Annotated in this window: 26 protein-coding genes and 1 riboswitch; of the genes, 14 read left to right on the top strand and 12 right to left on the bottom strand. The window is 62.9% G+C overall.

Annotated features, from left to right (window positions below):
* Positions 1-2: 2 nt before the first annotated feature.
* From phrB to EGJ22_RS05085, 4 genes are all read right to left on the bottom strand, one after another.
* The gene (phrB, locus tag EGJ22_RS05100) at positions 3-1424 is read right to left on the bottom strand and encodes a deoxyribodipyrimidine photo-lyase (RefSeq protein WP_029886859.1); all 1422 of its coding nucleotides are present in this window, start codon (positions 1422-1424) and stop codon (positions 3-5) included.
* On the bottom strand, positions 1415-2314 hold the full coding sequence (locus EGJ22_RS05095) for a MerR family transcriptional regulator (RefSeq protein WP_029886858.1): 900 nt from the start codon (positions 2312-2314) through the stop codon (positions 1415-1417). The genes phrB and EGJ22_RS05095 overlap by 10 nt, the downstream gene beginning before the upstream one ends.
* Complete coding sequence (locus EGJ22_RS05090) at positions 2304-3272, bottom strand: DUF523 and DUF1722 domain-containing protein (protein WP_029886857.1); 969 nt, start codon at positions 3270-3272, stop codon at positions 2304-2306. The genes EGJ22_RS05095 and EGJ22_RS05090 overlap by 11 nt, the downstream gene beginning before the upstream one ends.
* A gap of 99 nt (positions 3273-3371) precedes the next feature.
* Positions 3372-4358 (bottom strand): NAD(P)/FAD-dependent oxidoreductase, encoded by a 987-nt coding sequence (locus EGJ22_RS05085; protein WP_029886856.1) that lies wholly within the window; start codon positions 4356-4358, stop codon positions 3372-3374.
* Positions 4359-4545: 187 nt separating this feature from the next.
* On the opposite strand from EGJ22_RS05085, the gene EGJ22_RS05080 reads away from it, so the two are divergent.
* Positions 4546-5451: a TIGR01777 family oxidoreductase gene (locus EGJ22_RS05080; protein ID WP_029886855.1), complete on the top strand. Its 906-nt coding sequence runs from the start codon at positions 4546-4548 to the stop codon at positions 5449-5451.
* 13 nt (positions 5452-5464) lie between these two features.
* Positions 5465-6487 (top strand): ferrochelatase, encoded by a 1023-nt coding sequence (gene hemH, locus EGJ22_RS05075; protein WP_029886854.1) that lies wholly within the window; start codon positions 5465-5467, stop codon positions 6485-6487.
* A gap of 78 nt (positions 6488-6565) precedes the next feature.
* Here hemH and EGJ22_RS05070 read toward each other — a convergent pair whose 3' ends face one another.
* Together EGJ22_RS05070 and upp are read right to left on the bottom strand one after the other, a co-directional pair.
* Positions 6566-7840, bottom strand: coding sequence for a uracil-xanthine permease family protein (locus EGJ22_RS05070; protein WP_009682954.1), 1275 nt, complete (start codon positions 7838-7840; stop codon positions 6566-6568).
* 2 nt (positions 7841-7842) lie between these two features.
* The gene (gene upp, locus EGJ22_RS05065; protein WP_009682953.1) at positions 7843-8481 is read right to left on the bottom strand and encodes a uracil phosphoribosyltransferase; all 639 of its coding nucleotides are present in this window, start codon (positions 8479-8481) and stop codon (positions 7843-7845) included.
* A gap of 158 nt (positions 8482-8639) precedes the next feature.
* Between upp and EGJ22_RS05060 the strand changes: the two genes are divergently transcribed.
* The 3 genes from EGJ22_RS05060 (at position 8640) to EGJ22_RS05050 (ending at position 10071) form a co-directional block, all read left to right on the top strand.
* Positions 8640-9197 carry a hypoxanthine-guanine phosphoribosyltransferase gene (locus EGJ22_RS05060; protein ID WP_009682952.1) on the top strand — a complete coding sequence of 186 codons (558 nt, stop codon included), beginning with the start codon at positions 8640-8642 and terminating at the stop codon, positions 9195-9197.
* 44 nt (positions 9198-9241) lie between these two features.
* Entirely contained in the window at positions 9242-9712 is a 471-nt protein-coding gene (locus tag EGJ22_RS05055; protein ID WP_029886853.1) for a hypothetical protein, read from the top strand.
* A 68-nt stretch (positions 9713-9780) separates the two neighbouring features.
* Positions 9781-10071: a PA4642 family protein gene (locus EGJ22_RS05050; RefSeq protein WP_009682950.1), complete on the top strand. Its 291-nt coding sequence runs from the start codon at positions 9781-9783 to the stop codon at positions 10069-10071.
* A 268-nt stretch (positions 10072-10339) separates the two neighbouring features.
* Here the strand turns inward: EGJ22_RS05050 and mqo are convergent, their stop codons facing one another.
* Positions 10340-11848 carry a malate dehydrogenase (quinone) gene (gene mqo / locus EGJ22_RS05040; protein WP_009682949.1) on the bottom strand — a complete coding sequence of 503 codons (1509 nt, stop codon included), beginning with the start codon at positions 11846-11848 and terminating at the stop codon, positions 10340-10342.
* A 765-nt stretch (positions 11849-12613) separates the two neighbouring features.
* Between mqo and EGJ22_RS05035 the strand changes: the two genes are divergently transcribed.
* Complete coding sequence (locus EGJ22_RS05035; RefSeq protein WP_029886852.1) at positions 12614-13198, top strand: YajG family lipoprotein; 585 nt, start codon at positions 12614-12616, stop codon at positions 13196-13198.
* Between the two features lie 94 nt (positions 13199-13292).
* Here EGJ22_RS05035 and EGJ22_RS05030 read toward each other — a convergent pair whose 3' ends face one another.
* Positions 13293-13499: a hypothetical protein gene (locus EGJ22_RS05030; RefSeq protein ID WP_009682946.1), complete on the bottom strand. Its 207-nt coding sequence runs from the start codon at positions 13497-13499 to the stop codon at positions 13293-13295.
* A gap of 160 nt (positions 13500-13659) precedes the next feature.
* Here EGJ22_RS05030 and EGJ22_RS05025 point away from each other — a divergent pair, with 160 nt between their 5' ends.
* Positions 13660-13920, top strand: coding sequence for a hypothetical protein (locus tag EGJ22_RS05025; protein WP_009682945.1), 261 nt, complete (start codon positions 13660-13662; stop codon positions 13918-13920).
* Between the two features lie 33 nt (positions 13921-13953).
* Here the strand turns inward: EGJ22_RS05025 and EGJ22_RS05020 are convergent, their stop codons facing one another.
* Positions 13954-15120, bottom strand: a complete 1167-nt coding sequence (locus EGJ22_RS05020) for a 1-acyl-sn-glycerol-3-phosphate acyltransferase (protein ID WP_029887157.1) — start codon at positions 15118-15120, stop codon at positions 13954-13956.
* Positions 15121-15244: 124 nt separating this feature from the next.
* Between EGJ22_RS05020 and EGJ22_RS05015 the strand changes: the two genes are divergently transcribed.
* From EGJ22_RS05015 to EGJ22_RS05000, 4 genes are all read left to right on the top strand, one after another.
* On the top strand, positions 15245-15427 hold the full coding sequence (locus EGJ22_RS05015) for a CPXCG motif-containing cysteine-rich protein (protein ID WP_009682943.1): 183 nt from the start codon (positions 15245-15247) through the stop codon (positions 15425-15427).
* Complete coding sequence (locus EGJ22_RS05010; protein ID WP_029887158.1) at positions 15427-15687, top strand: putative signal transducing protein; 261 nt, start codon at positions 15427-15429, stop codon at positions 15685-15687. Before EGJ22_RS05015 ends, EGJ22_RS05010 begins: the two co-directional genes overlap by 1 nt.
* Positions 15688-15702: 15 nt before the next feature.
* Complete coding sequence (locus EGJ22_RS05005; protein ID WP_029887159.1) at positions 15703-16323, top strand: SOS response-associated peptidase; 621 nt, start codon at positions 15703-15705, stop codon at positions 16321-16323.
* Positions 16324-16422: 99 nt separating this feature from the next.
* Positions 16423-17241, top strand: coding sequence for a M48 family metallopeptidase (locus tag EGJ22_RS05000; protein ID WP_009682939.1), 819 nt, complete (start codon positions 16423-16425; stop codon positions 17239-17241).
* 45 nt (positions 17242-17286) lie between these two features.
* Here EGJ22_RS05000 and EGJ22_RS04995 read toward each other — a convergent pair whose 3' ends face one another.
* From EGJ22_RS04995 to EGJ22_RS04985, 3 genes are all read right to left on the bottom strand, one after another.
* The gene (locus tag EGJ22_RS04995) at positions 17287-17871 is read right to left on the bottom strand and encodes a TMEM165/GDT1 family protein (protein WP_009682938.1); all 585 of its coding nucleotides are present in this window, start codon (positions 17869-17871) and stop codon (positions 17287-17289) included.
* Positions 17872-17959: 88 nt separating this feature from the next.
* Positions 17960-18098, bottom strand: a riboswitch (yybP-ykoY riboswitch).
* A gap of 39 nt (positions 18099-18137) precedes the next feature.
* Positions 18138-19136 carry a class I SAM-dependent methyltransferase gene (locus EGJ22_RS04990; RefSeq protein ID WP_009682937.1) on the bottom strand — a complete coding sequence of 333 codons (999 nt, stop codon included), beginning with the start codon at positions 19134-19136 and terminating at the stop codon, positions 18138-18140.
* A 54-nt stretch (positions 19137-19190) separates the two neighbouring features.
* Positions 19191-20156: a 2-hydroxyacid dehydrogenase gene (locus EGJ22_RS04985; protein WP_029887160.1), complete on the bottom strand. Its 966-nt coding sequence runs from the start codon at positions 20154-20156 to the stop codon at positions 19191-19193.
* Between the two features lie 210 nt (positions 20157-20366).
* Here EGJ22_RS04985 and EGJ22_RS04980 point away from each other — a divergent pair, with 210 nt between their 5' ends.
* The 3 genes from EGJ22_RS04980 to EGJ22_RS04965 all read left to right on the top strand — a co-directional run bounded on the left by EGJ22_RS04980 (position 20367) and on the right by EGJ22_RS04965 (position 25658).
* Positions 20367-22049, top strand: a complete 1683-nt coding sequence (locus EGJ22_RS04980) for a fatty acid--CoA ligase (protein WP_009682934.1) — start codon at positions 20367-20369, stop codon at positions 22047-22049.
* Positions 22050-22381: 332 nt separating this feature from the next.
* On the top strand, positions 22382-24268 hold the full coding sequence (locus EGJ22_RS04970) for a DUF1302 domain-containing protein (protein WP_009682933.1): 1887 nt from the start codon (positions 22382-22384) through the stop codon (positions 24266-24268).
* Positions 24269-24293: 25 nt separating this feature from the next.
* Entirely contained in the window at positions 24294-25658 is a 1365-nt protein-coding gene (locus tag EGJ22_RS04965; protein WP_009682932.1) for a DUF1329 domain-containing protein, read from the top strand.
* Positions 25659-25872 lie beyond the last annotated feature (214 nt).

Raw genomic sequence — 25872 nt, 5'->3', positions numbered from 1 at the left:
TGTTACCGCCGCGGCAGGCCTTTGAAGGCCTCCAATGCACGTTGGCGACTACTGCCCAGATCCACTATTGGATTGTGATACGAATTACCAGCGAAAAGATCCGTAGATTTCATCGGACCATGAATTGTTTTTTCATCGATATCGCGAAGCTCCGGCAGCCAGTGACGAATGAAACGCCCCTGAGGGTCGAAACGCTGCGATTGTGAGACCGGGTTGAAAATGCGGAAATAGGGCACCGAATCGGTGCCGGTAGAGGCGCTCCACTGCCAGCCGCCATTGTTGGCGGCCAGGTCACCATCGATGAGGTGGCGCATGAAGTGACGCTCGCCCTTGCGCCAGTCGATCAACAGGTTTTTGCTGAGGAACATGGCGACGATCATGCGCAGCCGGTTGTGCATCCAGCCCGTGTGTAGCAGTTGGCGCATGGCCGCGTCGATGATGGGGAAGCCGGTGCGGCCCTGCTCCCAAGCCTCGAGATCGCCCGGCGCATCGCGCCAGGGCAGGGCTTCGGTATGGCTGCGGAAGGCGCGGTGCCGCGAGACCTGTGGGTAGCCGGTAAGGATATGCTTGTAGAATTCGCGCCACAGCAGTTCGTTGACCCAGGTCTGCACACCCGTGCTCCCGCTGTCGAACTCGCCCTTGTTGGCGGCAAGGGCCCCATGCAAGCACTGGCGCGGGGAAATTACCCCGGCGGCCAAATAAGGCGAAAGCTGGCTGGTCCCCGGCATTGCCGGCAGATCCCGGGTTTTGAGGTAATCGTCGATGGTTTCGTCCAGAAACTGCGACAGGCGCTGCTGTGCATGGGCCTCGCCCGCCGGCCAGTGCTCACGCAAGGCGCGCGGGGTTTTTTCGAAGCCGTCAATATGTTGCGGGATCGGGTCACTGTGGATCTTCAGCGCAGCCTGGCGCTTTACCCGCCGGGCCAGCGCAGGCAGGCTGCGGTGCAGGTGTTCAAGGCAGGTTTTCTTGAACTGGCTGAATACCTGAAAGTAATCGCCACTGCGGGTCAGGATGGTGCCTGGGCGAAACAGCAGTTGGTCGAGATAGCTGTGCGCCTGGACAGACGCTTTTTCCAGCAGCTTGCGCGTAGCAGCGTCCCGGCGCTGCTCGTTGATGCCGTATTCCTCGTTCCAGTGCACGCTTTGCACCTGGTGTTGTTGGCAAACATCGAGTACGGCCTGAGGCGCCTGGTCCCAAGTGTCGATCTTGCGGATCAGCAGCGGGATGTTCAGCTTTTCCAGCGCCTGGCGCAGGTCGCGCAGGTTGCGTAGCCAGAAATCGACTTTGCAGTCGGCGTCGTCGTGCGCACGCCATTGCCCGGGGCTGACCAGCCACAAGGCGATGGTCGGCCCGCGTTCGGTCGCAGCGCTCAGTGCGGTGTTGTCATCGATGCGCAGGTCACTACGCAGCCAGGTCAGGTGCATGGGGCATTGATCTCTACAGGCTGGCGGTCATGGGCTTGAAGCAGGCGCAAGGCCGCTTGCGGGGTATCGAACAGGAAAAGGTCAGGCAGTTCGCTGTCTTTGAGGCGGGTTTCATGCAGTGCAACCATGCTGCCACCAAGCAACTTCGGCACCGGCACCCCTTGCAGGGCACGCAGCAAGGCTTTGTCGTCCATGCGCGGGCCCAGGTGCAGTAGCACGGCCCGGGGTTGGAAGATGCTGACTGCGCTATGCAGTTGCGCCGCGCTGACAGGCTGCTCGAGCACCTCAACGGGGATGCCATTGCTGGTGAACAACCAGGCGCACAGCCACAGCCCTGGGCTGAAGGCGCGCTCGCTGTCTTCGGCCAGAAGCACGGCGGGGCCGTGCAGCAACTGGTTGTCGTGGTAGACGCGGGCGCCCAGCTTGCTGCGTAGCCAGCCGTAGAAGAACACCTGCTCCAGCCGCGCGTTGAAGTAGCTGCCCCAGCGCAGGTCGAGCAGGTCGAGCAAGGGCAGCAGCAATTGTTCGCACAGGGTCAGAGCCGGATACAGCGCCATGGCCTGGTTAAGTTGCTGGTCCAGGTTACGTTGCGACAGGCCGGCGATGGCTTCGACCAGCTCGTACTGACGGGCTTGCCAGTCGCCTTTGGGCGCGCTGCTGGTTGGTTTGTCGAGCAACTCGCGCACTTGGCCAACAGAGGCACCCCGCTGCAACCAGGCCAGGATCGTTTCCACCCGTTCCACCTGGCTTTGTGGGTACAGACGGTGCCCCTTCGCTGTGCGTTGTGGTTTCAGCAGGCCATAACGGCGCTCCCAGGCGCGCAGCGTGACCGGGTTCACCCCGGTGCGGCGGGCCAACTCGCCTATTGGTAACAGCACCTCAGACCGCATTGCGTAAACCCAGGCTTTCAGGGTGGGGTTGCAGGTAGGTTTGCTGAAGCAGGTACGGGTCCGGGTGCTTGCGCAGGTGGTGTTTGAGCAGCGTCAGTGGCACCACCAGCGGCACGACGCCCTGCTGGTACTGGCCGATGATCGCCTGCAGCTCGGCTTTGTCCTGCTGGGTGAGGGTGTCCTTGAAATAGCCGCTGAGGTGCTGCAGCACATTGCAGTGGGTGCCACGGCTGGCACAGCGGCGCAGCGCCTGCATCAGCTGGCTGAAATACCGCTGGCCCACCTGTTGTGGGTCATCGTCCTTGCTCATGCTGCCGAGCAGGCGCCCGAGGGTGCGGTAGGCCTGAGGGTTGTTGGCCATCAACAGGTACTTGTAGCGCGAATGGAAGCTTACCAAGGCACCCCGGCTGAGGCCCTCGGCCAGCAGGCGTTGCCAGTCGGCATAGGCGTAGACACGGCTTATGAAGTTCTCGCGCAGCACCGGGTCATGCAGCCGGCCTTCCTCTTCCACCGGCAGGTCTGGGCGTAGCGCGCAGAAGGCCTGGGCAAAGGCGCCGCGACCACTCTGCACCGCAGGGTGGCCGTTTGGCTGATAGACCTTGACCCGTTCCAAGCCGCAGGACGGCGATTTCTGCATGAAAATGTAGCCGCAGATGTCACCCAGCTCAGCGGCCATCTGTTCGCCATAGCTGCGTAGCGGCCCGGTCAGGTCCATGCCCGGGTTGCGGGTGCCGACCACTTCAGGGTTGTTCGGGTCGCCAACCAGGCGGATCGGATCGCGAGGCACGCCTAGCCCGATGGCTACCTCTGGGCAAACAGGCAGCCATTCGAAATGTTCTTCCAGTTGCTTGCGACACAGGTCGGAGGCCTTGTGGCCGCCGTTATAGCGCACGCTGTGCCCGGTGAGGCAGGCGCTGATGGCAATACGCGGCTTGCTGTGGGTGGGCGGGTTTTGCATGACTGCCTCCGAAAACCTGTACGTTTGTAAAAACTTGTACAGGTTTATTCCAGCACAGTGCGGAAGTTATGCAAACCAGTTTTTTTGTATAAGGTGAAATCAGTCCAAATGTTCGAGCAGTCGCCGTGCTGCTTCCTGGCCGCTAAGCCAGGCGCCTTCTACACGCCCCGACAAGCACCAGTCGCCGCATGCATACAAGCCCTGGTCGGCATCGGCCAGGGCGCCCCACTCATGGTTGCTGCTCGGGCGGGCATACAGCCAGCGGTGGGCCAGGGAGAACGCGGGCGCGGGCACCACGCAGCCGATCAGTTCGGCGAATTCGCCGTACAGATGCTCGATCACTGCCTCTCTGGGCAGGTCGATATGCTGCCGGCTCCAGTCTGCCGTTGCGTGCAATATCCAGGTATCGGGCTGCTCGTCGCGGCCAGGCTTGCTGCGGTTGCGTGCCAGCCAATCGAGGGCGCTGTCCTGCACGAAGCAGCCTTGCATCGGTGTATCCAGGGGGGCCTGGAATGCCAGGGCCACGGCCCAGGTGGGTTCCATCTGCACGCCGGCCGCCACGGCGGCCAACTTGGGCGTGGCGGCCAGCAGCGGTGTCGCCTGGGGCGCCGGCACGGCAACTACCACGCGGCTGAAGGGGCCGTGGCTGCAGCCGTCGGTATCCTGCAGGTGCCAGTACTGCTTGCCGCGAAACACCTCGGCAATGCGGCAGTCGAAATTCACCGTCACGTCCTCGAGCAGGCCGCGAGTGATCGCGCTCATGCGCGGCACGCCTACCCAGCGTGTCTGCTCGTCGGGGGAGGGGCTGAGGGTGCCGTCGCGGTAGTTGTACAGCTGGGGTTTCCACTGTTCTGCCCAGCCTGTGGCCACCCATTGCTGGACCTGCTCGACAAAGCGCCGGTCGCGGGCAGTGAAATACTGCGCGCCAAGGTCGAGGGCGCCGGCCTCGCTGCGCTTGCTGGCCATGCGCCCGCCGCTGCCCTTGCCTTTATCGAACAAGTGCACCGACTGCCCGGCCTTCTGCAAAGCCTGGGCGGCAGACAAGCCGGCGATACCGGCACCAATGATGGCAATAGGTACTGTCATGATGGCCTCTTCAAACCTTGCTATGAGCAGACTACGCTGTCAGGAAAACCTGTACAAAGCAAAAATATTGTATAAGGTAATTCCGCTTTGCCGGACAGGTTGGCCTATGTTTATCCGAGAGCGTCGGGTCAAAAAAGTGCCTTGATGTTAAAAATAGACCAACGCTGCAATCTGCGAGGACACAGGCATGCATATATTGCTGACAGGCGGTACCGGGTTGATTGGCAAGCACCTGTGCCAGTACTGGCTCAGCCAGGGCCACCGGCTGACAGTGTGGAGCCGGCGGCCACAGGAAGTGGCGAAGATCTGCGGCGCCGGGGTGCGGGGCATCGCCCGGCTTGAGCAACTGGAAGCAGACGATCAGCTCGATGCAGTGGTCAACCTGGCGGGGGCGCCGATTGCCGACCGGCCCTGGACGGCCGCCCGGCGCAACCTGTTGTGGGCTAGCCGCATTGCCCTGACCGAGCAACTGCTGGCTTGGCTGGGTACCCGCGAACAGCGCCCTGAGGTGTTGCTATCCGGTTCAGCGGTGGGCTGGTACGGAGACGGCGGTGAGCGCGAACTGACCGAAGCCTCGCCCCCGGTGCGGGAAGATTTCGCCAGCCAGTTGTGTATAGCCTGGGAAGAAACAGCCCAGCGCTCGCAGGCCCAGGGCATCCGTGTGGTGCTGGTGCGTACCGGGCTGGTGCTGGCCAGCGATGGCGGCTTTTTGTCGCGCTTGCGCATCCCCTTCAAGCTGGGGCTGGGTGGGCCGTTGGGCAACGGCCGGCAGTGGATGCCGTGGATCCATATAGACGACCAGGTCGCCCTGATTGATTTTCTCTTGCAGCATAAGGACGCCAGCGGTCCTTATAATGCCTGCGCTCCAACGCCCGTGCGCAACCGCGAGTTCGCCAGGCGGCTGGGCCGTGCGCTGCATCGGCCGGCGCTATTGCCGGTGCCGGCACTGCTGCTCAAGGCCGGTTTGGGCGAGCTGTCGACCTTGCTGTTGGGCGGCCAGCGTGCGCGCCCGGTACGTTTGCTGGAGGCGGGCTTCGCCTTCCGCTTCAATGATCTGCAATCGGCCCTGGACGACCTGTCCAGCCGCCTCTGACATAGGACGCTGCATGACTGATCACGCCCTGCTGCTGGTCAACCTGGGTTCCCCGGCCTCCACTTCGGTGGCCGATGTACGCCGCTACCTTAACCAGTTTCTGATGGACCCGTACGTGGTGGACCTGCCTTGGCCACTGCGGCGGCTGCTGGTGTCGTTGATCCTGATCAAACGACCGGAGCAGTCGGCCCATGCCTATGCGTCCATTTGGTGGGAGGAGGGCTCGCCGCTGGTGGTGCTGACCCGCCGCCTGCAGGCCGCCATGGTCGAGCACTGGCCGCATGGGCCGGTTGAAATAGCCATGCGTTACGGCCAGCCGGCGCTGGAGGATGTGTTGGCGCGTCTGGCAGCGCAGGGCGTGCGCAGGGTTACCCTGGCGCCGTTGTATCCACAGTTCGCGGACAGTACGGTGACCACGGTCGTGGAGTTGGCGAAACAGTCCATCCAAGAGCGCCAGTTGCCGTTGCAAATGCGGGTGCTGCAGCCGTTCTACGAGCACCCCGCGTATATCCAGGCACTGGCGGCCAGCGCCGAACCTTACCTGGCACAGGATTACGACCACCTGTTGCTGAGTTTTCATGGGCTGCCGGAGCGGCACCTGAAAAAGCTGTACCCGCGCGGCACGCGCGGCAAGCATGATCTGCGTGCAGCCGACTGCTGCAAAGATGCCAGCGCCGAGGTGCGCGCGGTGTGTTACCGGGGTCAGTGCCTGGCGACCGCCAAAGCGTTTGCGGCGCAGTTGGGTATACCCGACGGCAAGTGGTCGGTGAGTTTCCAGTCGCGGCTGGGGCGTGACAAGTGGATCGAACCGTACACCGAAACACGCCTGGACGAGCTGGCCAAGGCGGGGGTCAAGAAGTTGCTGGTGATGTGCCCGGCATTCGTGGCCGACTGCATCGAAACGCTGGAAGAAATCGGCATGCGCGGCAGTGAGCAGTTTGTCGAGGCAGGCGGGCGGGAGCTGGTGCTGGTGCCGTGCTTGAACGACCACCCGCAGTGGGTGAGGGTGTTGGCGGACATGTGTGAAAAGGCCTGAGTGAACCGGCCTTTTCGCGGGTGAACCCGCTCCCACAGGGTGTTTTGCTGCCCTGTGGGCGCTCAGGTCAAGGGTGGCTCAAGGCTGCTGATCCTCGAGCTTCTTGTGCTTCCAGCCGTCATTGCCAGGCAAGATCAGGTTCAGGGCAATCGCCACGATGGCACACAGTGCAATCCCCTTCAGGCCCCAGTCATCCGGGCCATCACCGCTGCCGATCAGTACCCCGCCAATACCGAACACCAGGGTCACCGACACGATCACCAGGTTGCGCGCTTCGGCCAGGTCGACCTTGTGGCGGATCATGGTGTTCAAGCCTACCGCGGCGATCGAGCCGAACAGCAGGCACAGGATGCCGCCCATCACCGGCACCGGAATACTCTGCAGCAGCGCGCCGAACTTGCCGATGAACGCCAGGGTAATGGCGAATACCGCCGCCCAGGTCATGATCTTCGGGTTGTAGTTCTTGGTCAGCATCACCGCACCGGTCACTTCGGCGTAGGTGGTGTTGGGCGGGCCGCCGAACAGGCCGGCGGCGGTGGTGGCCAGGCCGTCACCCAGCAGGGTGCGGTGCAGGCCGGGCTTCTTCAGGTAGTCACGGCCGGTTACGCTGCCAACCGCGATAACCCCGCCAATGTGCTCGATCGCAGGTGCCAGGGCTACCGGAACGATGAACAGAATGGCCTGCCAGTTGAACGCTGGCGCCGTGAAGTTGGGCATTTCCAGCCAGGGGGCAGCGGCAATTCTGGCCGTGTCGACCACGCCAAAGGCAAATGACAGGGCAAAACCCACCAGCACGCCAGCGATGATCGGCACCAGGCGGAAGATGCCTTTGCCAAACACAGCGACGATGAGTGTGGTCAGCAGCGCCGGCATGGAGATCAGCATGGCTGTCTTGTACGGCAGCAGCACGCTGCCGTCGCCAGCCTTGCCCATCGCCATGTTGGCAGCAATCGGCGCCATGGCCAGGCCGATGGAGATGATCACCGGCCCGATCACCACGGGCGGCAGCATGCGGTCTATGAAACCGGTGCCTTTGATTTTCACCATCAGGCCCATGAAGGTATACACGAAACCTGCGGCCATCACGCCGCCCATGGTCTCGGCCAGGCCGAACTGGCCTTTGGCGAGAATGATCGGGGTGATGAAGGCGAAGCTGGAAGCCAGGAACACCGGGACCTGACGGCCGGTGACCAACTGGAACAGCAAGGTACCGATACCCGCGGTGAACAGCGCCACGTTCGGGTCCAGGCCGGTGATCAGTGGCATCAGTACCAGCGCACCGAATGCCACGAAGAGCATCTGCGCGCCCGAAACGACCTGGCGCCAGAGCGGGTCGTTGAAGCCGTCCTGCATGTTCAGGCGTCCTTTTGCTTGGTGCCGAAGATCTTGTCACCGGCATCGCCGAGGCCCGGCACGATATAGCCGTGCTCGTTCAGGCGCTGGTCGATCGAGGCGGTGTAGATCTGTACATCGGGGTGAGCTTTTTCCACCACGTCGATGCCTTCTGGTGCCGCGACCAGGACCATGGCGCGAATCTCTTTGCAGCCAGCCTTCTTCAACAGGTCGATGGTGGCAACCATCGAGCCGCCGGTTGCCAGCATGGGGTCGATGATCAATGCCAGGCGCTGGTTGATGTCCGGGGCGAGCTTTTCCAGGTAGGTGTGGGCTTCGAGGGTCTCTTCGTTGCGGGCAACACCGACCGCGCTCACCTTGGCACCCGGGATCAGGCTGAGTACGCCGTCGAGCATGCCGATGCCGGCACGCAGAATGGGCACTACGGTGATCTTCTTGCCGGCGATTTTCTCTACCGCGACCTTGCCACACCAGCCGTCGATCTCGTAGGTTTCGAGCGGCAGGTCCTGGGTGGCTTCATAAGTCAGAAGAGCGCCGACTTCCTGGGCGAGTTCGCGAAAATTCTTGGTGCTGATATCGGCACGGCGCATCAGGCCGAGCTTGTGGCGGATCAGCGGGTGGCGGATCTCACGAGTGGGCATAGGGGGGCTCCGAAAGGCGGGCAAAAAAACCGCGCTAGATTAATCTATTCAGCCTGCGCTGTCGTCTGGTCATTCTGCACGTTAGTCCATAAACGCTTGATCTGTGACGAGCGGATGCGTACCTTTGCCCGCTTTTCCAAAATCCCCCGGAGCGCGCCATGTCCGCCGATCTCGAGCATATCCGTCAAGTCATGCGTGAAGCTGACTGCCTGTACACCGAAGCTGAGGTCGAAGCGGCCATCGCCAAGGTGGGCGAGCAGATCTGCAAGGACCTGCACGACAAGAACCCTGTGGTGTTCTGCGTGATGAACGGTGGCCTGATCTTCTCCGGCAAACTGCTGACCCACCTGCAGTTCCCGCTGGAAGCTTCTTACCTGCACGCCACGCGCTACCGCAACCAGACCAGTGGCGGCGAGCTGTTCTGGAAGGCCAAGCCCGAGGTGTCGTTCATCGACCGCGACGTGCTGATCGTCGACGACATCCTCGATGAAGGCCATACCCTCAGTGCCATCATCGAGTTCTGCAAGCACGCCGGCGCGCGCTCGGTGTACACCGCCGTGCTGATCGACAAGGACCACGACCGCAAAGCCAGCCCGGACCTCAAGGCCAACTACGTGGGCCTGCCCTGCATTGACCGCTACATTTTCGGCTATGGCATGGACTACAAAGGCTACTGGCGCAACGCCAACGGCATCTTCGCCGTCAAGGGCCTGTAAAAACGGCCACGTGTTAGAGTGCGGCTTCATACAAGGAGCCTCACATGCGTGCGTTTCTCCCCCTTCTGGTGGCCATCAGCCTGCCGCTGGCCGCTGCACCGCTGCACAGCCAGTTCCTGCCCCCGGACGACCTGGTCCTGCGTCAGGAAGCACCCACCAGCCAGCAGTTGCTGCAAGTGACCGACTACTCGGTGGTAGTCGGTGCCCAGCGGCAGTCCGACCAGCAGCCGATCCCGATCACCTCGTCGCTGCAAGTGCGCCTGAAGGGCAAGCCGCTAAGCAAGGGGGCGACCATTGCCCAGGTGCTGCTGACATTCGACGGTGAGGCCGCCAAGAGCCTCAAGAAACCGGTGTACGACGACAAGACCCGCACCTTGAGCCTGAATTACCCCCTCAGCGACTACCGGGTGATCATGGACCTGCTGCGCAACGAAACGCTGTATGTGCAGTTCCTCACCTATGGCAACGGCCATATCTGGGCCGACCTGCACACGGGCACCGTACGTACGCGTTGAGGCGCGCGGCCTGCGGGGGGTAAACTGCCGGCCTTCGAAATTCCGTGATGGTCCAGATGGAGCCGGCAATGCGTAAAGACAAGAAACAGGTAATCGGTGACGAAATCAGCGACGACTACATCAAGTCGTTCCTTCAGTTCGAGCCGGCCGATGGCGTCACCTCACCCTCGCTGCACAAACTGGTGAAAGCTTACCGCGGCCTGCGTGTGGACGACTTCCAGCGTTTTGTCGGGTTCTTCGTCGAAGCCGGCCTGGACCTGGATGGCAAGGACGAACACGGCAAAACCTTCGTCGAGCAGATCGCCGACCAGCGCAATGCGCAGGAATACATCGAGATCATCGCCCAGGCCCGTGGTTGATCGTTGGCCTGTGCCGCCTCCTCGCGGCCCAGGCTGACCAACACGCAGGCAAAAAAACGCCCCGAAGGGTGATGCCTGTCCTTTAAGCGTTAGTGGGGCTGCTTTGCAGCCCTTCGCAGGCGCGCCCGCTCCCACACGTTTGGCGCTGCACTCAAGAAATGCGCGACCCCTGTGGGAGCGGGCGTGCCCGCGAAGGGCCGCAAAGCGGCCCCCATTTACTTAACTGACTGGCATTACCCCGAAGGGCGTTTTTTCGTTACCGGGCCAGTCAGGCGTAATGCTTGGCTGCCGGGCTGCTTTCCACCAAGTCCAGTGCCGCGTCGTTATCTGCACTGATCTTGCGGTACAGGGCCGCATCGGTCGCCAGGGTCTTCTCGCGTGCGGGGAAGATTTCCTTGAGTTTGTCGGCCCAGGCCCCTTTGGCCTGCTCAGGGAAGCAACGCTCGATCAGTTCCAGCATGATCGAAACGGTCACCGAGGCACCTGGCGAGGCGCCGAGCAGTGCAGCCAGGCTGCCGTCCTGCGCCGAGACCAGCTCGGTGCCGAATTGCAGCACGCCGCCTTTCTTCGGGTCTTTCTTGATGATCTGCACGCGCTGACCTGCGACTTCCAGGCGCCAGTCTTCGGCCTTGGCCTGCGGGTAGAAGCGCCGCAGGGCTTCCAGGCGCTGTTCCATCGACTGCATCACTTCGCTGACCAGGTACTTGGTCAGGTCCATGTTGTCGCGGGCCACGGCCAGCATCGGGCCGATATTGCCCATGCGCACCGACAGCGGCAGGTCCATCAGCGAACCGTGCTTCAGGAACTTGGTGGTAAAGCCGGCATAAGGACCGAACAGCAGCGAAGTCTTGCCGTCTACAACCCGGGTGTCCAGGTGCGGTACCGACATCGGTGGCGCACCCACGGCGGCCTGGCTGTAAACCTTGGCCTGGTGCTGCTTGACGATTTCCGGGTTGTCGCAGCGCAGCCACTGGCCGCTGACCGGGAAGCCGCCAAAACCTTTGCTCTCCGGGATGCCGGACATCTGCAGCAGCGGCAGGGCCGCGCCGCCGGCGCCCAGGAACACGAAGCGGGCGTCCACTTCACGGCTGCCGCCGCTGTTGACGTCCTTGATGCTGACGGTCCAACCGCTGCCGTTACGGCGCAGGCCGACGACCTTCTTGCTGTATTTGACCTGCGCGTGCGGCGCGTCACCCAGCAGCTTCAGCAGCTTCAGGGTCAGGGCGCCGAAGTTGACGTCGGTGCCTTTGGCCACGCGGGTCGCGGCGATGTGCTGGTCGGCAGGGCGGCCAGGCATCATCAGCGGCATCCAGTCGTTCATCACGGCCTTGTCTTCGGTGTACTCCATCTCGGAGAAGGCATGGTGCTGCTTGAGCAGCTCGAAGCGCTTCTTGAGGAAGGCAACACCCTTGTCACCCTCGACGTAGCTCAGGTGCGGGACAGGGTTGATGAACGCACGCGCCGAGCCGAAGTTGTCCTTCTTGCTCAGGTAGGCCCAGAACTGGCGCGAAACCTCGAACTGGGTGTTGATGTGCACGGCCTTCTTGATGTCGATGCTGCCATCGGCGGCCTGCGGCGTGTAGTTCAGCTCGCACAGGCCGGCGTGGCCGGTGCCTGCGTTGTTCCAGGGGTTGGAGCTTTCCGCGGCTCCGGAGTCCATCGCCTCGACGACCTCAAGCTTCAGGGTCGGGTCAAGCTCCTTGAGCAGTACGGCCAGGGTGGCACTCATGATGCCCGCGCCTACCAGTACCACATCAACCGATTCGTTCTGCGCCATTTAACGCGTCTCCACAATCTACAGCTACCTAATTGACAGCATAGGACCTGGGGTTGCCAGGGTCGCCATGTCCGGCTTTTCGCAGTTCTTGCAACTTCCGCGGACACCGCCAACCAGTCTTCGGGTTCAGGTATTGAACGCCGTTTGCCAGGGCTGCGGCAATTCGACTTATGGTCAAGGTGTCGTGCGTGCGTTATGGAGCGGGTCAGGCACTCATGCAGGATGAGCGCATTTGCCGCCTGTTCAGGGCTGTTCGGGACACATCTGCCGCTTTTACACATGCCAGACTGTTCATTTGCTCGCCACACTCTTGTGAAGTTGTGAAAACCGTTTTTTCACGCTCTTTTGGAGACGTGAACCTCAAAAAGGGACTGCGCGATGGCAACCCGCAGGTTCATGCAGCGTGAAGGGCCGGAAAAGCAGGCACGACAGCCGATGCAAGACCTGAGTGGAAGGCTCTCTGTGGGCGAAGCGTTGAAGTTGCCGGGGTCAATCGGCGAGTGCGGGGCCCGATCAGGAGACGTCCTTATAATCGGGGGGAGATTATAACGATGTCGCGGGCAGAAATGTCGCCATTCGTGGTTTTTATTGCAGCGTTTGTCAGGCCAGGCGCATGCGCGGCTGCCAATGCCGGCTTGCGCGGGCGCAAAGTACAGGCCCGGGCAGTGCATGAAAGCATTGTCACAAGCGGGCTGGGACCGATGACTGGCCGATGCGGGGCTGGGTATACTGTGCGCCTTAGCCGCATTTTCTGGAGAAACGCGCATGTTGCAACGTCTGTTGTTCGGTTTGCTTGCCGTGGCCAGCCTCAGCCTGGTCGGTTGTGCCCACAGCCCGCAACAACTCAACCCGCAACCCACGCTCAAGGCCCAACTCGCGCCGGTCGGTCATGGCCAGCCGGTGGTGGTCCGGGTGGTTGACGGTCGCCCATCGCAGTCGCTGGGTACCCGTGGTGGCATGTACCCTGAAACCAGCACCATCAGCGTCAGTGGCAACGACGTGGTGCCCAAGCTGCAGGCCCAGGCTGAAGCGGCTGTACGCCTGCTCGGCTTCACGCCTACGGCCAACGCCTACAACGCGCCGCAGTTGACCGTGACCCTGGCCGAGCTGAAGTACCAGTCGCCCAAAGACAACCTGTACGTGACCGAAGCCACGATCGGTGCCACCTTCCGTGCCGACGTGAAGAATGGCGGCCGCAGCTACAGCGGCCGTTACGGTGCGTCGCTCGACCAGCGCTTCGGCATGGCACCGAACCAGGACACCAACACCCAGTTGGTAGGCGACGTTCTGAGCGATGCGCTGACCCGCATGTTCAAAGACCCGAGCATTGGCCAGATCCTGGCCCAGTAAGCCCTCTGCGCTGCTGAAAACCCGCTGCCTGGTCGCCAGGCAGCGGGTTTTTTGTGCCTCGCCAACGCTTGCCGGTGGGGTGGCCGGCGCAGGTTCACGCCGCCTCTATGTGGAAATCCAGCAGGCTGAAGCCAGTGCCGGCGTCCACCTCCGGCAGGTCTGCATGCACATGCCCGCCCAGCGCGCAGTAGACCAGCCACTGGCGGTCTTGCACATTGATGGCAAAACCATCGATCAGCGCCTGTTGCTCCTCGCTTTGGGCAACGAGGTAAAGGCGGTCCTGGTTTTCGGCGTGCAGCATGAAATAGCTCCGGCTCTTGGGAAGGTCGACAGGGTGGCCTGCTCAGATGACGAGCCGATGACAGATGAAATTAAATGACAGTTTGTCGCCAATGCCGGGCAGCGAAGGGCGAGTTGCGTAGAATGCGGGCCTTCGCCGTCGCTTACACCGAGGTTGCGTGATGTCCTTGCAAGTGCTTTGGGGTTTTCTGGCCGCCCATCCCACCAAGTTGATCAATGTGCTGGCGCTGCTGCTGACCTGCCCGGGCGGGTTGCTGCTGCAAAGCGCGCGGCGGCGCGCGGCCGAAACCCGCGAGAGCCTGGCGTTTGAGGAGGGGGTAGTGGATGCCTTCGACCTGCGGGTGCCCAAGTACTTCTACATTCTGGGCTTCGCTTGCCTGGCCATGGCGCTGCTGCTGTCCTGGCTCAGCACTTGGGTTTGAGATTGCGGGGCTGCAAGGCAGCCCCGCAATCGGTCAGGCAACCGGCGCCTGCTGCCTGACCTGGTACTGGTTGCGCACCGGTGTCGCATACTGCAACACCAGGTACGGCCGCTGCTCTTCAGGGCAGGCCGCCAGCCGACGTTGCCATTCTTCCTTGGCCTTGGCCAGTTCGTCGGCCGGGAACACCTGTTCGGCGCCAGGTACCTGCAGGGCTTCGTCCTTACCCTCCCACATTGCGTAGGCCAGGTAATGCACCGGGAACAAGCGGTAGCCAGCCAGGATCTGGCGGTCGATCTCCGCGGCCAGCTGCTTGGTATCCTCGTAGTACTCGGTCACCGGTGGCGCGAAGTTGATGTGCACCCGGCCCTTGTAGCCGGTAATGCCCTTGGCAATGCTGTTGTCGTCCTCCCCTGGGGCCTTCTGGTAGCTGCCAGTGGTGGCGCGGATATACAGCTCGCGGGCTTTGGCCTGGTCGCACGGGTCGTACTCGTAGCTGATCGACACCGGCGTCAGGTTCAGGCTCTGGATGACGGCGCCAAACGCCTCGTCCTTGCGGCTCATGTGGAACATCTTGAGGATCGCCGAGTCGGTGCGGTCGTCACCGTCCTTGGCGCGGCCCTCGGCCTGGGCGATCCAGATCGAGGTGGCGTCGTTGCGGATCGAGTGGTTGATGTAGGCCGAGAGCAGCTGATAAGCCGCCAGCTTTTCACGGCGCCCGCTGATCGAACGGTGCACGATGAAACTCTTGTTCAGGCGCATCATGTCGCTGACGAACGGCTTTTGCAGCAGGTTGTCGCCAATGGCGATGCGCGGCGTGGGCAGGCCGGCGTGGTACACCGCATAGTTGACGAAGGCCGGGTCCATCACGATGTCGCGGTGGTTGGCCAGGAACAGGTAGGCCGTACCTGCCTTCAACTGCTCCACACCGGAATAGCTGACGCCGTCGGTGGCGCGGTCGATGGTCTGGTCAACGTAGTACTCGACCTTGTCCTGCAAGGTGGAAACGCAGGTCACACCGGCGAATTCCTTGCGCAGGCGGCGGGCGATCAGCGGTTTGAGCAGCCAGCCGAAAGCCCCGGCTGCCCGCGGGAAGCGGAAGTGGGTGAGGATATCGAGGAATGCCGGGTCGCTGAGCAGGCGGGCCAGAACCGCAGGTACCTCAGCGTCGTCGTAGGGTCGGATGGCATCGAATTCGCCCATCATGCTCTCTTGTTGGAAACGGCTAGGGTAATAAACAGGGGCAGGCTCCGAAAAACGGCTCGGACGCACACGGGCCCCGTAAACAGACCAGCAATTATACGCATAAGTCACCCCGGAGGCCGCGATGCTCGAAACTGCGTTCTACGATTGCCCTTATTGCGGCGAAGAGGTCGAAACCACGGTGGACCTGTCCGGTGGCGATCAGGAGTACATCGAGGACTGCCAGGTGTGCTGCAGGCCGATTCGTTTCGTGCTGCAGGTGCATGGCGAGGAATGGATGCTGGATGTCTACGGCGAGAACGAATGATGCGGCGGATCTACGAACCGGAAAACCTGCTTGAAGCCGAAATGCTGGCCGGGATGCTCGCCAGTGAAGGCATCGCGGTGCAGGTGGTGGGCCGTGACCTGATCGGTGCAGTCGGCGAGCTGCCCATGCAAGGGTTGCTAGGGCTTGCGGTCGCCGATGAGCAGGCCGAGTACGCACGGCAGCTGATCGATGCGTACAATGAGGCCCAGCCACTGGTTGGCGACGAACCGGAGAGTATCCCCGGTACCTTGATCTGCTAGGTTCTGAATTCGCTCATGTGTGGACGTTACGCCCTGTTTCGCTGGCCCCAGGCCCTTGCCAGTCTGCCGGGGTTCCCCGCGGGCCAGCCGGCCCAATGGAATATCGCACCTGGGGCATCGGTGCTGATCCAGCGCCAGCTTGACGGCCAGCAGCAACTGGCCATGGCGCGTTGGGGGCTGACCCCGGCGTGGCTCACCGACCTGTCCCGCACCCCCGCTCATGCCCGCGCCGAAACCCTGGCCGAGCAACCGATGTTCCGTGAGGCGTTTCGCCAGCGCCGCTGCCTGATGCCGGCCAACGGCTTTTACGAGTGGCGGGGCACGGTACGCAAGCGTCCTTATTGGCTGACGCCGGGGGAGGGCGCCTCGTTGTACTTTGCGGCCATATGGGAAGCCTACCCCGTGCAGGACCAGGTGTGGCTGAGTTGCGCGGTGGTGACCCAGGCGGCCATGAACCAGCGCCGGCCGCTGATCCTCGACGATGCGGGCCAGGCTGCCTGGCTCGATCCGGATACGCCGGTTACCCGCCTGCACGAACTGCTGGCCAGCCCGCCTGCGCCACTGCGCGAAAGGGCCTTGGCGAATTTCGTCAATGACCCGAAGCTGGATGCGCCGGAGTGTCTTACCCCGCTTTGATGGGTGGCCGGTGCTGGTGATGAAAATCTTCCCTGCGGCTATGGCGGCTACCGGCGAGTCGGCCTAGGATACGGCGCATGCAAAAAAGGGAGTGTTTTCATGCGTAAGTCTTTTGTCGTCAGCCTGTTGAGTGCTGGCATCGTGCTGGGCGGCTGCCAGGCGGTGAATACCACCAGTGGCGGTGCTGTCGGCGTCGAGCGCCAGCAGTACATGTTCAGCATGCTCTCCACCGATGAAGTCAACAAGATGTACGCCCAGTCGTACCAGCAGACCCTCGGTGAAGCCTCCAGCAAGGGGGTGCTCGACAAGTCCAGTGCCGATGCCAAGCGTGTGCAGGCCATCGCCAGCCGGCTGATTGCCCAGGCCCCCAAGTTCCGCCCGGATTCCGCGCAGTGGGACTGGCAAGTCAACGTGATCAAGAGCGATGAACTGAACGCCAACTGCGGCCCTGGCGGCAAGATCATCGTGTATACCGGCCTGATCGATCAGCTCAAGCTCACCGATGCAGAAATTGCCGCGGTTGTCGGTCACGAAATCGCCCACGCCCTGCGTGAGCACAGCCGCGAGGCGATGTCCAAGGCCTATGGTGTGGAAATGGCGCGCCAGGGGGCGGGTGCCATCTTCGGCCTGGGCCAGAACAGCATGGCCATGGCCGACACCGTGGTGAACTACGCGATGACCCTGCCCAACAGCCGGGCCAACGAAAACGAAGCCGACCTGATCGGCCTGGAGTTGTCGGCCCGTGCCGGCTACGACCCGAACGCCGCAATCACCTTGTGGAACAAGATGAGCAAGGCGTCCGAAGGCGCCCCGCCCGAGTTCATGAGCACTCACCCGGCATCTTCCAGCCGCATTGCCTCGCTGCAGGCGGCCGTTCCCAAGGTGATGCCGCTGTATCAGGCCGCGGCCAAGCCATGATCGCTTGAAGCGTGGGGGCGCACGGCGCCCCCCCGTCATTTCCGGTTACCCGACCCAGCCACTGGCCTTCATCGCCGAGTACACGGCCACGATCGCCAGTACGAAGAACGCCGCGGCCGCCAGGCGACGGATCAGCGTCAGCGGCAGCTTGTCGGCTGCAAAGTTGCCCGCCAGCACTACGGGTACGTTGGCAATCAGCATGCCCAGCGTGGTGCCGATGATGACCATGATCAGGTGCGGGTATTGGGCCGCCAGCATCACGGTAGCGACCTGGGTCTTGTCACCGATTTCGGCGAGGAAGAACGCAATCAGCGTGGTCAGGAACGGGCCGAAGCGGCGCGCCGGGTTCTCGTCATCGTCCATTTTGTCCGGTACCAGGGTCCACAGCGCCGTGGCGGTGAAACTCGCGGCCAGGATCCAGTGCAGGGCCGAATCGCTGAAGAAGCTACCGACCCACGCCCCTACGGCACCGGCTGCGGCATGGTTGGCCAGGGTGGCGGCGATGATGCCGGCAATGATCGGCCAGGGCTTGCGGAAGCGCGCGGCGAGAATGAGTGCGAGCAGCTGCGTCTTGTCGCCGATTTCGGCGAGCGCAACGATGGCGGTGGGGACCAACAGAGATTCCAGCATCAGGATTCCTACGGGGGCGGGTCGACACGGCTATGACACGTACAGCCTTCCCGCCCCGGGTAAGGTGTGCGTGTCATAGGTCTTGTCAAACCCCGGATCCGTCTATGCGGATCTCTCCATGCACGTGGGCATGGGGGTCGCACGCGCCATGGTCTGTGGACCAAGTATGTTGACGCGTACCGGGCGAGCGGTGGGCTCGCGGGAGACTACTCCCCTAGGACGGAGCGGATTCTGCCTTGGCAAAATGCTTTCGGCAAGCGCTGTTTTCAGCCATGCACGGCCTGGTAGATTCGGAAGCCTTCCGCCTCGTCGCGTATCTGGCAGTTGCCCAGCGCCCCTTCGATCAGCGGCTGGTAGCGCAGGAAGCTATTGGCAACCAAGCGCATTTCGCCCCCTTTTCGCAGATGAACCGCCAATTTTCTCAGCAAGTTTTCCGAGGCCTGGTAATTGGTGTGCACCCCGGTATGGAACGGCGGGTTGCTAAGAATCAGGCTCAGGTCGAGCGGTGCTGCATCAATGCCATCACCGCTGATCACCTCACCTTCCAGGCCGTTTGCAGCCAGGGTCAGACGGCTGGCCGCCACGGCGAAGGCATCCACGTCCAGCAACGTCACCCGGTTGTGCGGGTAACGGCGCTTGACTGTGGCACCCAGCACCCCGGCACCGCAACCGAAGTCCAGCATGTGGCCGCTGGGCAGGTTGTCCAGGTGCTTGAGCAGCAGCGCAGTACCGCGGTCCAGGCGGCCGTGGCTGAACACACCGGGCAGGCTGACCACTTGCAGCGGTCCGTCTTCCAGGGCCAGTTCAAAGCGCTGCGCCAGGCTCTGCAGCGGTGTCGCCTGCGGGGCCTGGTCGACCGTCACCTGCCACAACTGGCAATGCCGCGCGCTGTCGAGCTTGCGCGGCTTGCCGAAAGCCTGCAACAGCTTGGCCGCGCCCTCGATGCCACCGCGTTTTTCACCGACCAGGTACAGCGCGCGACCCGCCAGGCGGGAAGCCAGGGCGTTGAGCAGGTAGGCGGCCAATTCGCGGGATTTGGGCAGGAACAGCACGGCGCTGTCGAACGCGCCCGCCGGGGGCTCTACGCCATACTGGCTGCGGCCCGCAAAGCGGCCTTCTAGCACGGCCTGGTCGCCGGCGTGCCACGACCAGGCGCGGGCTTCGGGCAACTGCCCGAGCAAGCCGTCGGCGGGGGCGCCTGCGAGCAGCAGCGGGCCCTGGAACAGCTCCGCCTGGCGGAGCAATACTTCACTGCGCGGGTCCATGAACGACGCCTCCTGGAAAAAAGTGGCGCAGTGTAGCAGAGCCCGGCGCCTGGCTCAGCTGACCACGCGGCGTGGCTGCCCGGCGAAAAAGGCCTGGGCGTTCTCGCTGAGCTGGCCGACTATACGCTGGCGCGCCTCCACCGCGCCCCAGGCGCTGTGTGGGGTGATGATCAGGCGCGGGATACCGGCTTCGAGCAGCGGGTTGCCGTTGACTGGCGGCTCCACGCTCAATACGTCGGTGGCAGCGCCGCCCAGGTGGCCACTGCGCAGCGCATCGGCCAGGGCCTGCTCATCGATCAGGCCGCCGCGCGCGGTGTTCACCACCAGCGCCCCAGGCTTGAGCAGGGCCAGCTCGCGCGCCCCCAGCATGTGCCGGGTGTGCTCGTTCAAGGGGCAGTGCAGGGTCAGCGCGTCAACCTGCGGCAACAACGCCTCCAGCGGCAGCCGGTCGGCCCGCTGCGGGCGGCCGGGGATCAGCCCGCTCAGTACGCGCATGCCGAACGCTTCGGCCAGCCGCGCCACCGCGCCGCCCAACTCACCGTGGCCAAGCAGGCCAAGGGTTTTGCCCTGCAGTTCGACAATCGGGAAATCCAGCAGGCAGAACTGGTTGGCCTTGGCCCATTGCCCCTCTGCCACCGCCTGGTGGTAGTCGCACAGCCGCGTGGCCAGCGCCAGCAGCAGCGCGAGGGTGTGCTGGGCGACAGACGGCGTGCCGTAGCCCTGGCAGTTGCACACCGTGATGCCCTGGGCGCGGGCGGCGGCCAGGTCGACGTTGTTGGTGCCGGTGGCGGCCACCAGAATCAGCTTCAATTGCGGGTTTGCGGCCAGCACGGCGGCGTCGAGCACAACCTTGTTGCTGACCACTGCTACCGCGCCCTGCAGGCGCTCGGCGACCTGTTCCGGGGCGGTGGCGGCGAACAGCTCGAACTGGTCGAACTGCTGCTGCAGGGGCGACAGATCCAGGTCGCCGAGGTCCAGGGACTGGTGGTCGAGAAACACGGCGCGACGCGGGCTGGGCATGAACATCTCCTGGGCAGGGGTGGGTTTGTGGTGGGCTCCCGGCGCAGTGTCCAGCTCAACCTCGCCGCCCGTCAACGCCTCGCGGCTCATACCTTGGCCAGGCAAATCATTCCTTCGGCTGATTTGGCCGTCACATTGGCGAACTACAGTAACTCCCCAGATCAGCTCCCCACCGACTTTTCCGGCCCGCTTCCAAGAAAAGGGATATCCATGTTGCAGACCCGCATCATCAAGCCCGCCGAGGGCGCCTATGCCTATCCATTACTGATCAAGCGCCTGCTGATGTCTGGCAGCCGCTACGAGAAGACCCGCGAAATCGTCTACCGCGACCAGATGCGGCTGACCTACCCACAGCTCAACGAGCGTATCGCCCGGCTGGCCAACGTGCTGACCGAGGCCGGGGTCAAGGCCGGTGACACCGTGGCGGTCATGGACTGGGACAGCCACCGCTACCTGGAATGCATGTTTGCCATCCCGATGATCGGCGCCGTGGTGCATACCATCAACGTGCGCCTGTCACCCGAGCAGATCCTCTACACCATGAACCACGCCGAAGACCGGGTGGTGCTGGTCAACAGTGACTTCGTCGGCCTGTACCAGGCCATCGCCGGGCAGTTGACCACTGTCGACAAGACCGTACTGCTGACCGATGGCCCGGCCCAGGTCGCCGACCTGCCCGGGCTGGTGGGTGAGTACGAACAACTGCTCGCCGCCGCCAGCCCGAGCTACGACTTCCCCGACTTCGACGAGAACTCGGTGGCGACCACGTTCTACACCACTGGCACTACCGGCAACCCCAAGGGCGTGTACTTCACCCATCGGCAGCTGGTGCTGCACACCCTGGCCGAGGCTTCGGTCACCGGCAGTATCGACAGCGTGCGCCTGCTGGGCAGCGATGACGTCTACATGCCGATCACGCCGATGTTCCACGTGCATGCCTGGGGCATTCCCTACGCGGCCACCATGCTCGGCATGAAGCAGGTGTATCCCGGTCGTTACGAGCCCGAGATGCTGATCAGGCTGTGGCGTGAAGAGAACGTCACCTTCTCCCACTGTGTGCCGACCATCCTGCAGATGCTGCTCAACTGCCCGACTGCCCAAGGCCAGGACTTCGGCGGCTGGAAGATCATCATCGGCGGCAGCTCGCTGAACCGGTCGCTGTACCAGGCGGCGCTGGCCCGCGGCATCCAGCTGACCGCAGCGTACGGCATGTCCGAGACCTGCCCGCTGATATCCGCCGCGCACCTGAACGACGAGTTGCAGGCCGGCAGTGAGGATGAGCGCGTCACCTACCGTATCAAGGCCGGGGTGCCGGTACCGTTGGTGGAGGCGGCGATTGTCGACGGCGACGGCAACTTCCTGCCCGCCGATGGCGAAACCCAGGGCGAGCTGGTGCTGCGTGCACCGTGGCTGACCCAGGGTTACTTCAAGGAGCCGGAAAAGAGCGAAGAGCTGTGGCTGGGCGGCTGGCTGCACACCGGCGACGTCGCCACCCTCGACAACATGGGTTACATCGACATACGCGACCGTATCAAGGATGTGATCAAGACCGGTGGCGAGTGGGTGTCGTCACTCGACCTGGAAGACCTGGTCAGCCGCCACCCGGCCGTGCGCGAAGTCGCGGTGGTGGGGGTGGCCGACCCGCAGTGGGGCGAGCGCCCGTTTGCCCTGCTGGTGGTGCGCGAGGGCATGGCGATCGATGCGAAAGCGCTGAAGGACCACCTCAAGCCGTTCGTCGAGCAAGGCCATATCAACAAATGGGCGATTCCCAGCCAGATCGCCGTTGTTACTGAAATTCCCAAGACCAGTGTCGGCAAGCTGGACAAGAAGCGCATACGCCAGGACATCGTGCAGTGGCAGGCTAGCAACAGCGCCTTCCTGTCCACCCTGTAAACCCGGGGCGGGTCGCGTGCGACAGAACGCGACCCGCGTTCTAGAGCGGCTGGCGCCTTGCCAAATGGTAAAAATGCGCCATCCTTGAGCACTGCCAGCACGCGATCAAGGAAAAAACCCAACGAGTGGTTGGCACGGAGCGCAAATCACACTTTAGAGGGATCAAGCGCCTGTGCCTTGCTGGCTATAGTCGGGGCCAGGGGATTTTCAGGAATGGGGGAGGGCGTCACGCGCTAGCCGTGCCGCCGCAGGCGCAAGCCTGCAAACCGGTCACTCGGGCCGTTCTTGAAAGGACTCACTGCCATAACAATAAAGTACATGGAGTAGCGTCGATGAAATCTGCAAATCCGTTCTGGCGCCGGGCCAAGCTGCCCTTGGCCGTCAGCATCGCTTCCACGCTCGCAAGTCCTGCTTTCGCTGTCAGTTTCAACATCGGTGAAATCGAAGGCCAGTTCGACTCGTCGCTCTCCATTGGCGCCAGCTGGTCGACCGCCAACCCCAACCGGAACCTGATCGGGGTGAACAACGGCGGCAAGGGCCTGTCGCAGACCTCCGACGACGGTCACCTGAACTTCAAGAAGGGCGAAACCTTCTCCAAGATCTTCAAGGGTATCCACGACCTGGAGCTCAAGTACGGTGATACCGGCGTTTTCGTGCGCGGCAAGTACTGGTATGACTTCGAGCTGAAGGACGAAGGTCGCGAGTTCAAGGACATCAGCGATTCCAACCGCAAGGAGGGGGCTAAATCGTCCGGCGCCGAACTGCTCGACGCCTTCGTCTACCACAACTACTCGATCGGTGATCAGCCGGGCTCGGTTCGCCTCGGCAAGCAGGTGGTCAGCTGGGGCGAAAGTACCTTCATCGGTGGCGGCATCAACGCGATCAACCCCATCGACGTGTCGGCGTTCCGCCGCCCGGGTGCCGAGATCAAGGAAGGCCTGATTCCGGTCAACATGTTCTACATCTCCCAGAGCCTGACCGACAACCTGTCGGCCGAGGCCTTCTATCAGCTGGAGTGGGACCAGACGGTCGTCGACAACTGCGGCACGTTCTTCTCGCAACCCGACATCATCGCCGATGGCTGTACCGACAACCTACGCGTGCTTAACAGCAGCCGCACGGTACCGGGCGCCGCCCAGCAGTTTCTTGCCACGCGCGGCGTGAACATCAACGAAGAGGGCGTGATGGTGCGGCGTGGTGCCGACCGCGATGCGCGTGACAGCGGGCAGTTCGGTGTGGCCATGCGCTACATGTTCGAGCCGCTGGACACCGAGTTCGGTGCCTACTTCATGAACTACCACAGCCGTGCGCCAATCTTCAGCGCCACAGGGGCCGCACCTTCGGTATTTGCAGGGCTCAGCGCGCTGCCTGCGCAACTGCGGGCGCTGGCGCCGCTGATCGTGGCCGGCAATTCCGAGTACTTCGTCGAATACCCGGAAGACATTCGCCTGTATGGCTTGAGCTTCTCCACCACATTGCCCACTGGCACCGCCTGGAGCGGCGAAATCAGCTACCGGCCCAACGCACCGGTGCAGCTCAATACCACGGACATCCTGTTTGCCGGGGTTCGCCCGATTGGTGGCGCATTGAGCAACGCCTCGCTGCTGACAGGCACCCCTGGCCAGGACCTGCATGGCTACCGTCGCAAGGAGATCACTCAGTTCCAGACGACCCTCACGCACTTCTTCGACCAGGTGATGGGCGCCAGCCGCATGACCGTGGTCGGCGAGCTGGGTGTGACCCACGTCGGTGGCCTGGAGAACGCGCACGATACCCGTTACGGCCGTGACCCGGTATTCGGCCCAGGCCCGCTGCCCGCCACCGGCGGCGCAGATACCTGCCAGGCACTCAACAGCAGCACCATCGCCGGCGCGGGTGCGGGTGCCTCCACCGCCAACCTGAACCGCAAGTGCGAGAACGACGGCTACACCACCAGCACTTCGTGGGGCTACCGCGCCCGCGTGATCTGGGATTACAACGACGTGTTCGCCGGGGTCAACCTGAAACCGAGCGTGGCCTGGTCGCACGACGTGTCGGGCTATTCGCCAGGCCCTGGCGGCAACTTCGAGGAAGGCCGCAAGGCAGTCAGCCTGGGCCTGGACGCCGAGTACCAGAACACCTACACGGCGAGTCTGTCGTACACCAACTTCTTCGACGGCAAGTACAGCACCGTGGATGACCGCGACTTTGTCGCCCTCAGCTTCGGCGTGAACTTCTAAGCCCACAGATCCAGGACAACACGACATGAACAAGACCAGAAGTCTGCTGCAAGCCGGTGTGCTGAGCCTGTCCCTGCTGGCGACCAGCGTCATGGCTGCGGTATCCGCCGACGAGGCGGCCAAGCTGGGTAGCACGCTGACCCCGATGGGCGCCGAAAAGGCCGGTAACGCCGATGGTTCGATCGGCCCATGGCAGCCCTTGTCGAAAACCGCAGGCAGCGTCGATGGCAAAGGCTTCCTGTCCGACCCGTACGGCAGTGAGAAGCCACTGTTCACCATCACTGCGCAAAACGCCGAGCAGTACAAGGACAAGCTCTCGCCAGGCCAGATGGCCATGCTCAAGCGTTACCCGGACACCTTCAAGATCCCGGTATTCAAGACCCACCGCGGTTCCACTGTGCCTGCCGACGTGTTCGCCGCCATCAAGGAGAACGCCACCAAGACCACCCTGGTGGAAGGCGGCAACGGCCTGAGCAACTTCCGCACCGCGATACCGTTCCCCATTCCGAAAAGCGGCCTGGAGGTGATCTGGAACCATATCACCCGCTACCGGGGTGGCAGCGTCAGCCGCCTGGTTACCCAGGCCACCCCGCAACAGAACGGCTCCTTCAACCCCGTGTACTTTTCCGACCAGTTCGTCTTCCGCGACAAGATGAAGGATTACGACCCGAACAACCCGGGCAACATCCTGTTCTACTTCAAGCAGGAAGTTACCGCCCCGGCGCGCCTGGCCGGTACCGTACTGCTGGTGCACGAAACCCTCGACCAGGTCAAGGATCCGCGCAAGGCCTGGATCTACAACGCCGGCCAGCGCCGAGTGCGCCAGGCGCCACAGGTGTCGTACGACGGCCCGGGTACCGCCGCTGATGGCCTGCGCACGTCGGACAACCTGGACATGTACAACGGCGCGCCAGACCGCTATGACTGGAAGCTGGAGGGCAAGAAGGAGCTGTACATCGCCTCCAACGCCTTCAAGCTCGATGACCCCAAGCTCAAGTACACCGACATCATCAAGGCCGGGCACATCAACCAGGACCTGGCCCGTTATGAGCTGCGCCGTGTCTGGCATGTGGTCGCCACACTGAAGCCGGGGCAGCGGCACATCTACGCCAAGCGTGACTTCTACATCGACGAAGACACCTGGCAGGCCGCAGTGATCGACCAGTACGATGGCCGTGGCCAGCTGTGGCGCGTGTCCGAGGCGCATGCCCAGCCTTACTACAATGTCGAGGTACCGTGGTACACCCTGGAGGCCATCTACGACCTGCAGTCTGGTCGTTACCTGGCGCTAGGTATGAAGAACGAAGAGAAGCGTGCTTATGACTTCGGCTTCAGTGCCAGCAAAGCCGATTTCCAACCGGCGGCGCTGCGCCAGTCCGGCATTCGCTGAGCAGAACGCATTCAAGCGCCGGTTTACCGTAATGTTGTTCACTTGTGTGTGATGTCACACTGATTGGGGCTGCTGCGCAGCCCATCGCGACACAAGGCCGCTCCTACCAAGACCGTGCAGTTCTTGAGGCCTGCGCTGTACCTGTGGGAGATTCTATGGTTCCTGGCAAGGGTAGCCGGAGCATCTTCAGCGCCTGTGAGATCGAGCGCCGCCC

The organism is Pseudomonas sp. p99-361 (assembly GCF_003935475.1).
GTDB classification, from domain to species: Bacteria; Pseudomonadota; Gammaproteobacteria; order Pseudomonadales; family Pseudomonadaceae; genus Aquipseudomonas; species Aquipseudomonas juntendi.
This window is presented reverse-complemented; position numbering and strand designations above follow the sequence as displayed.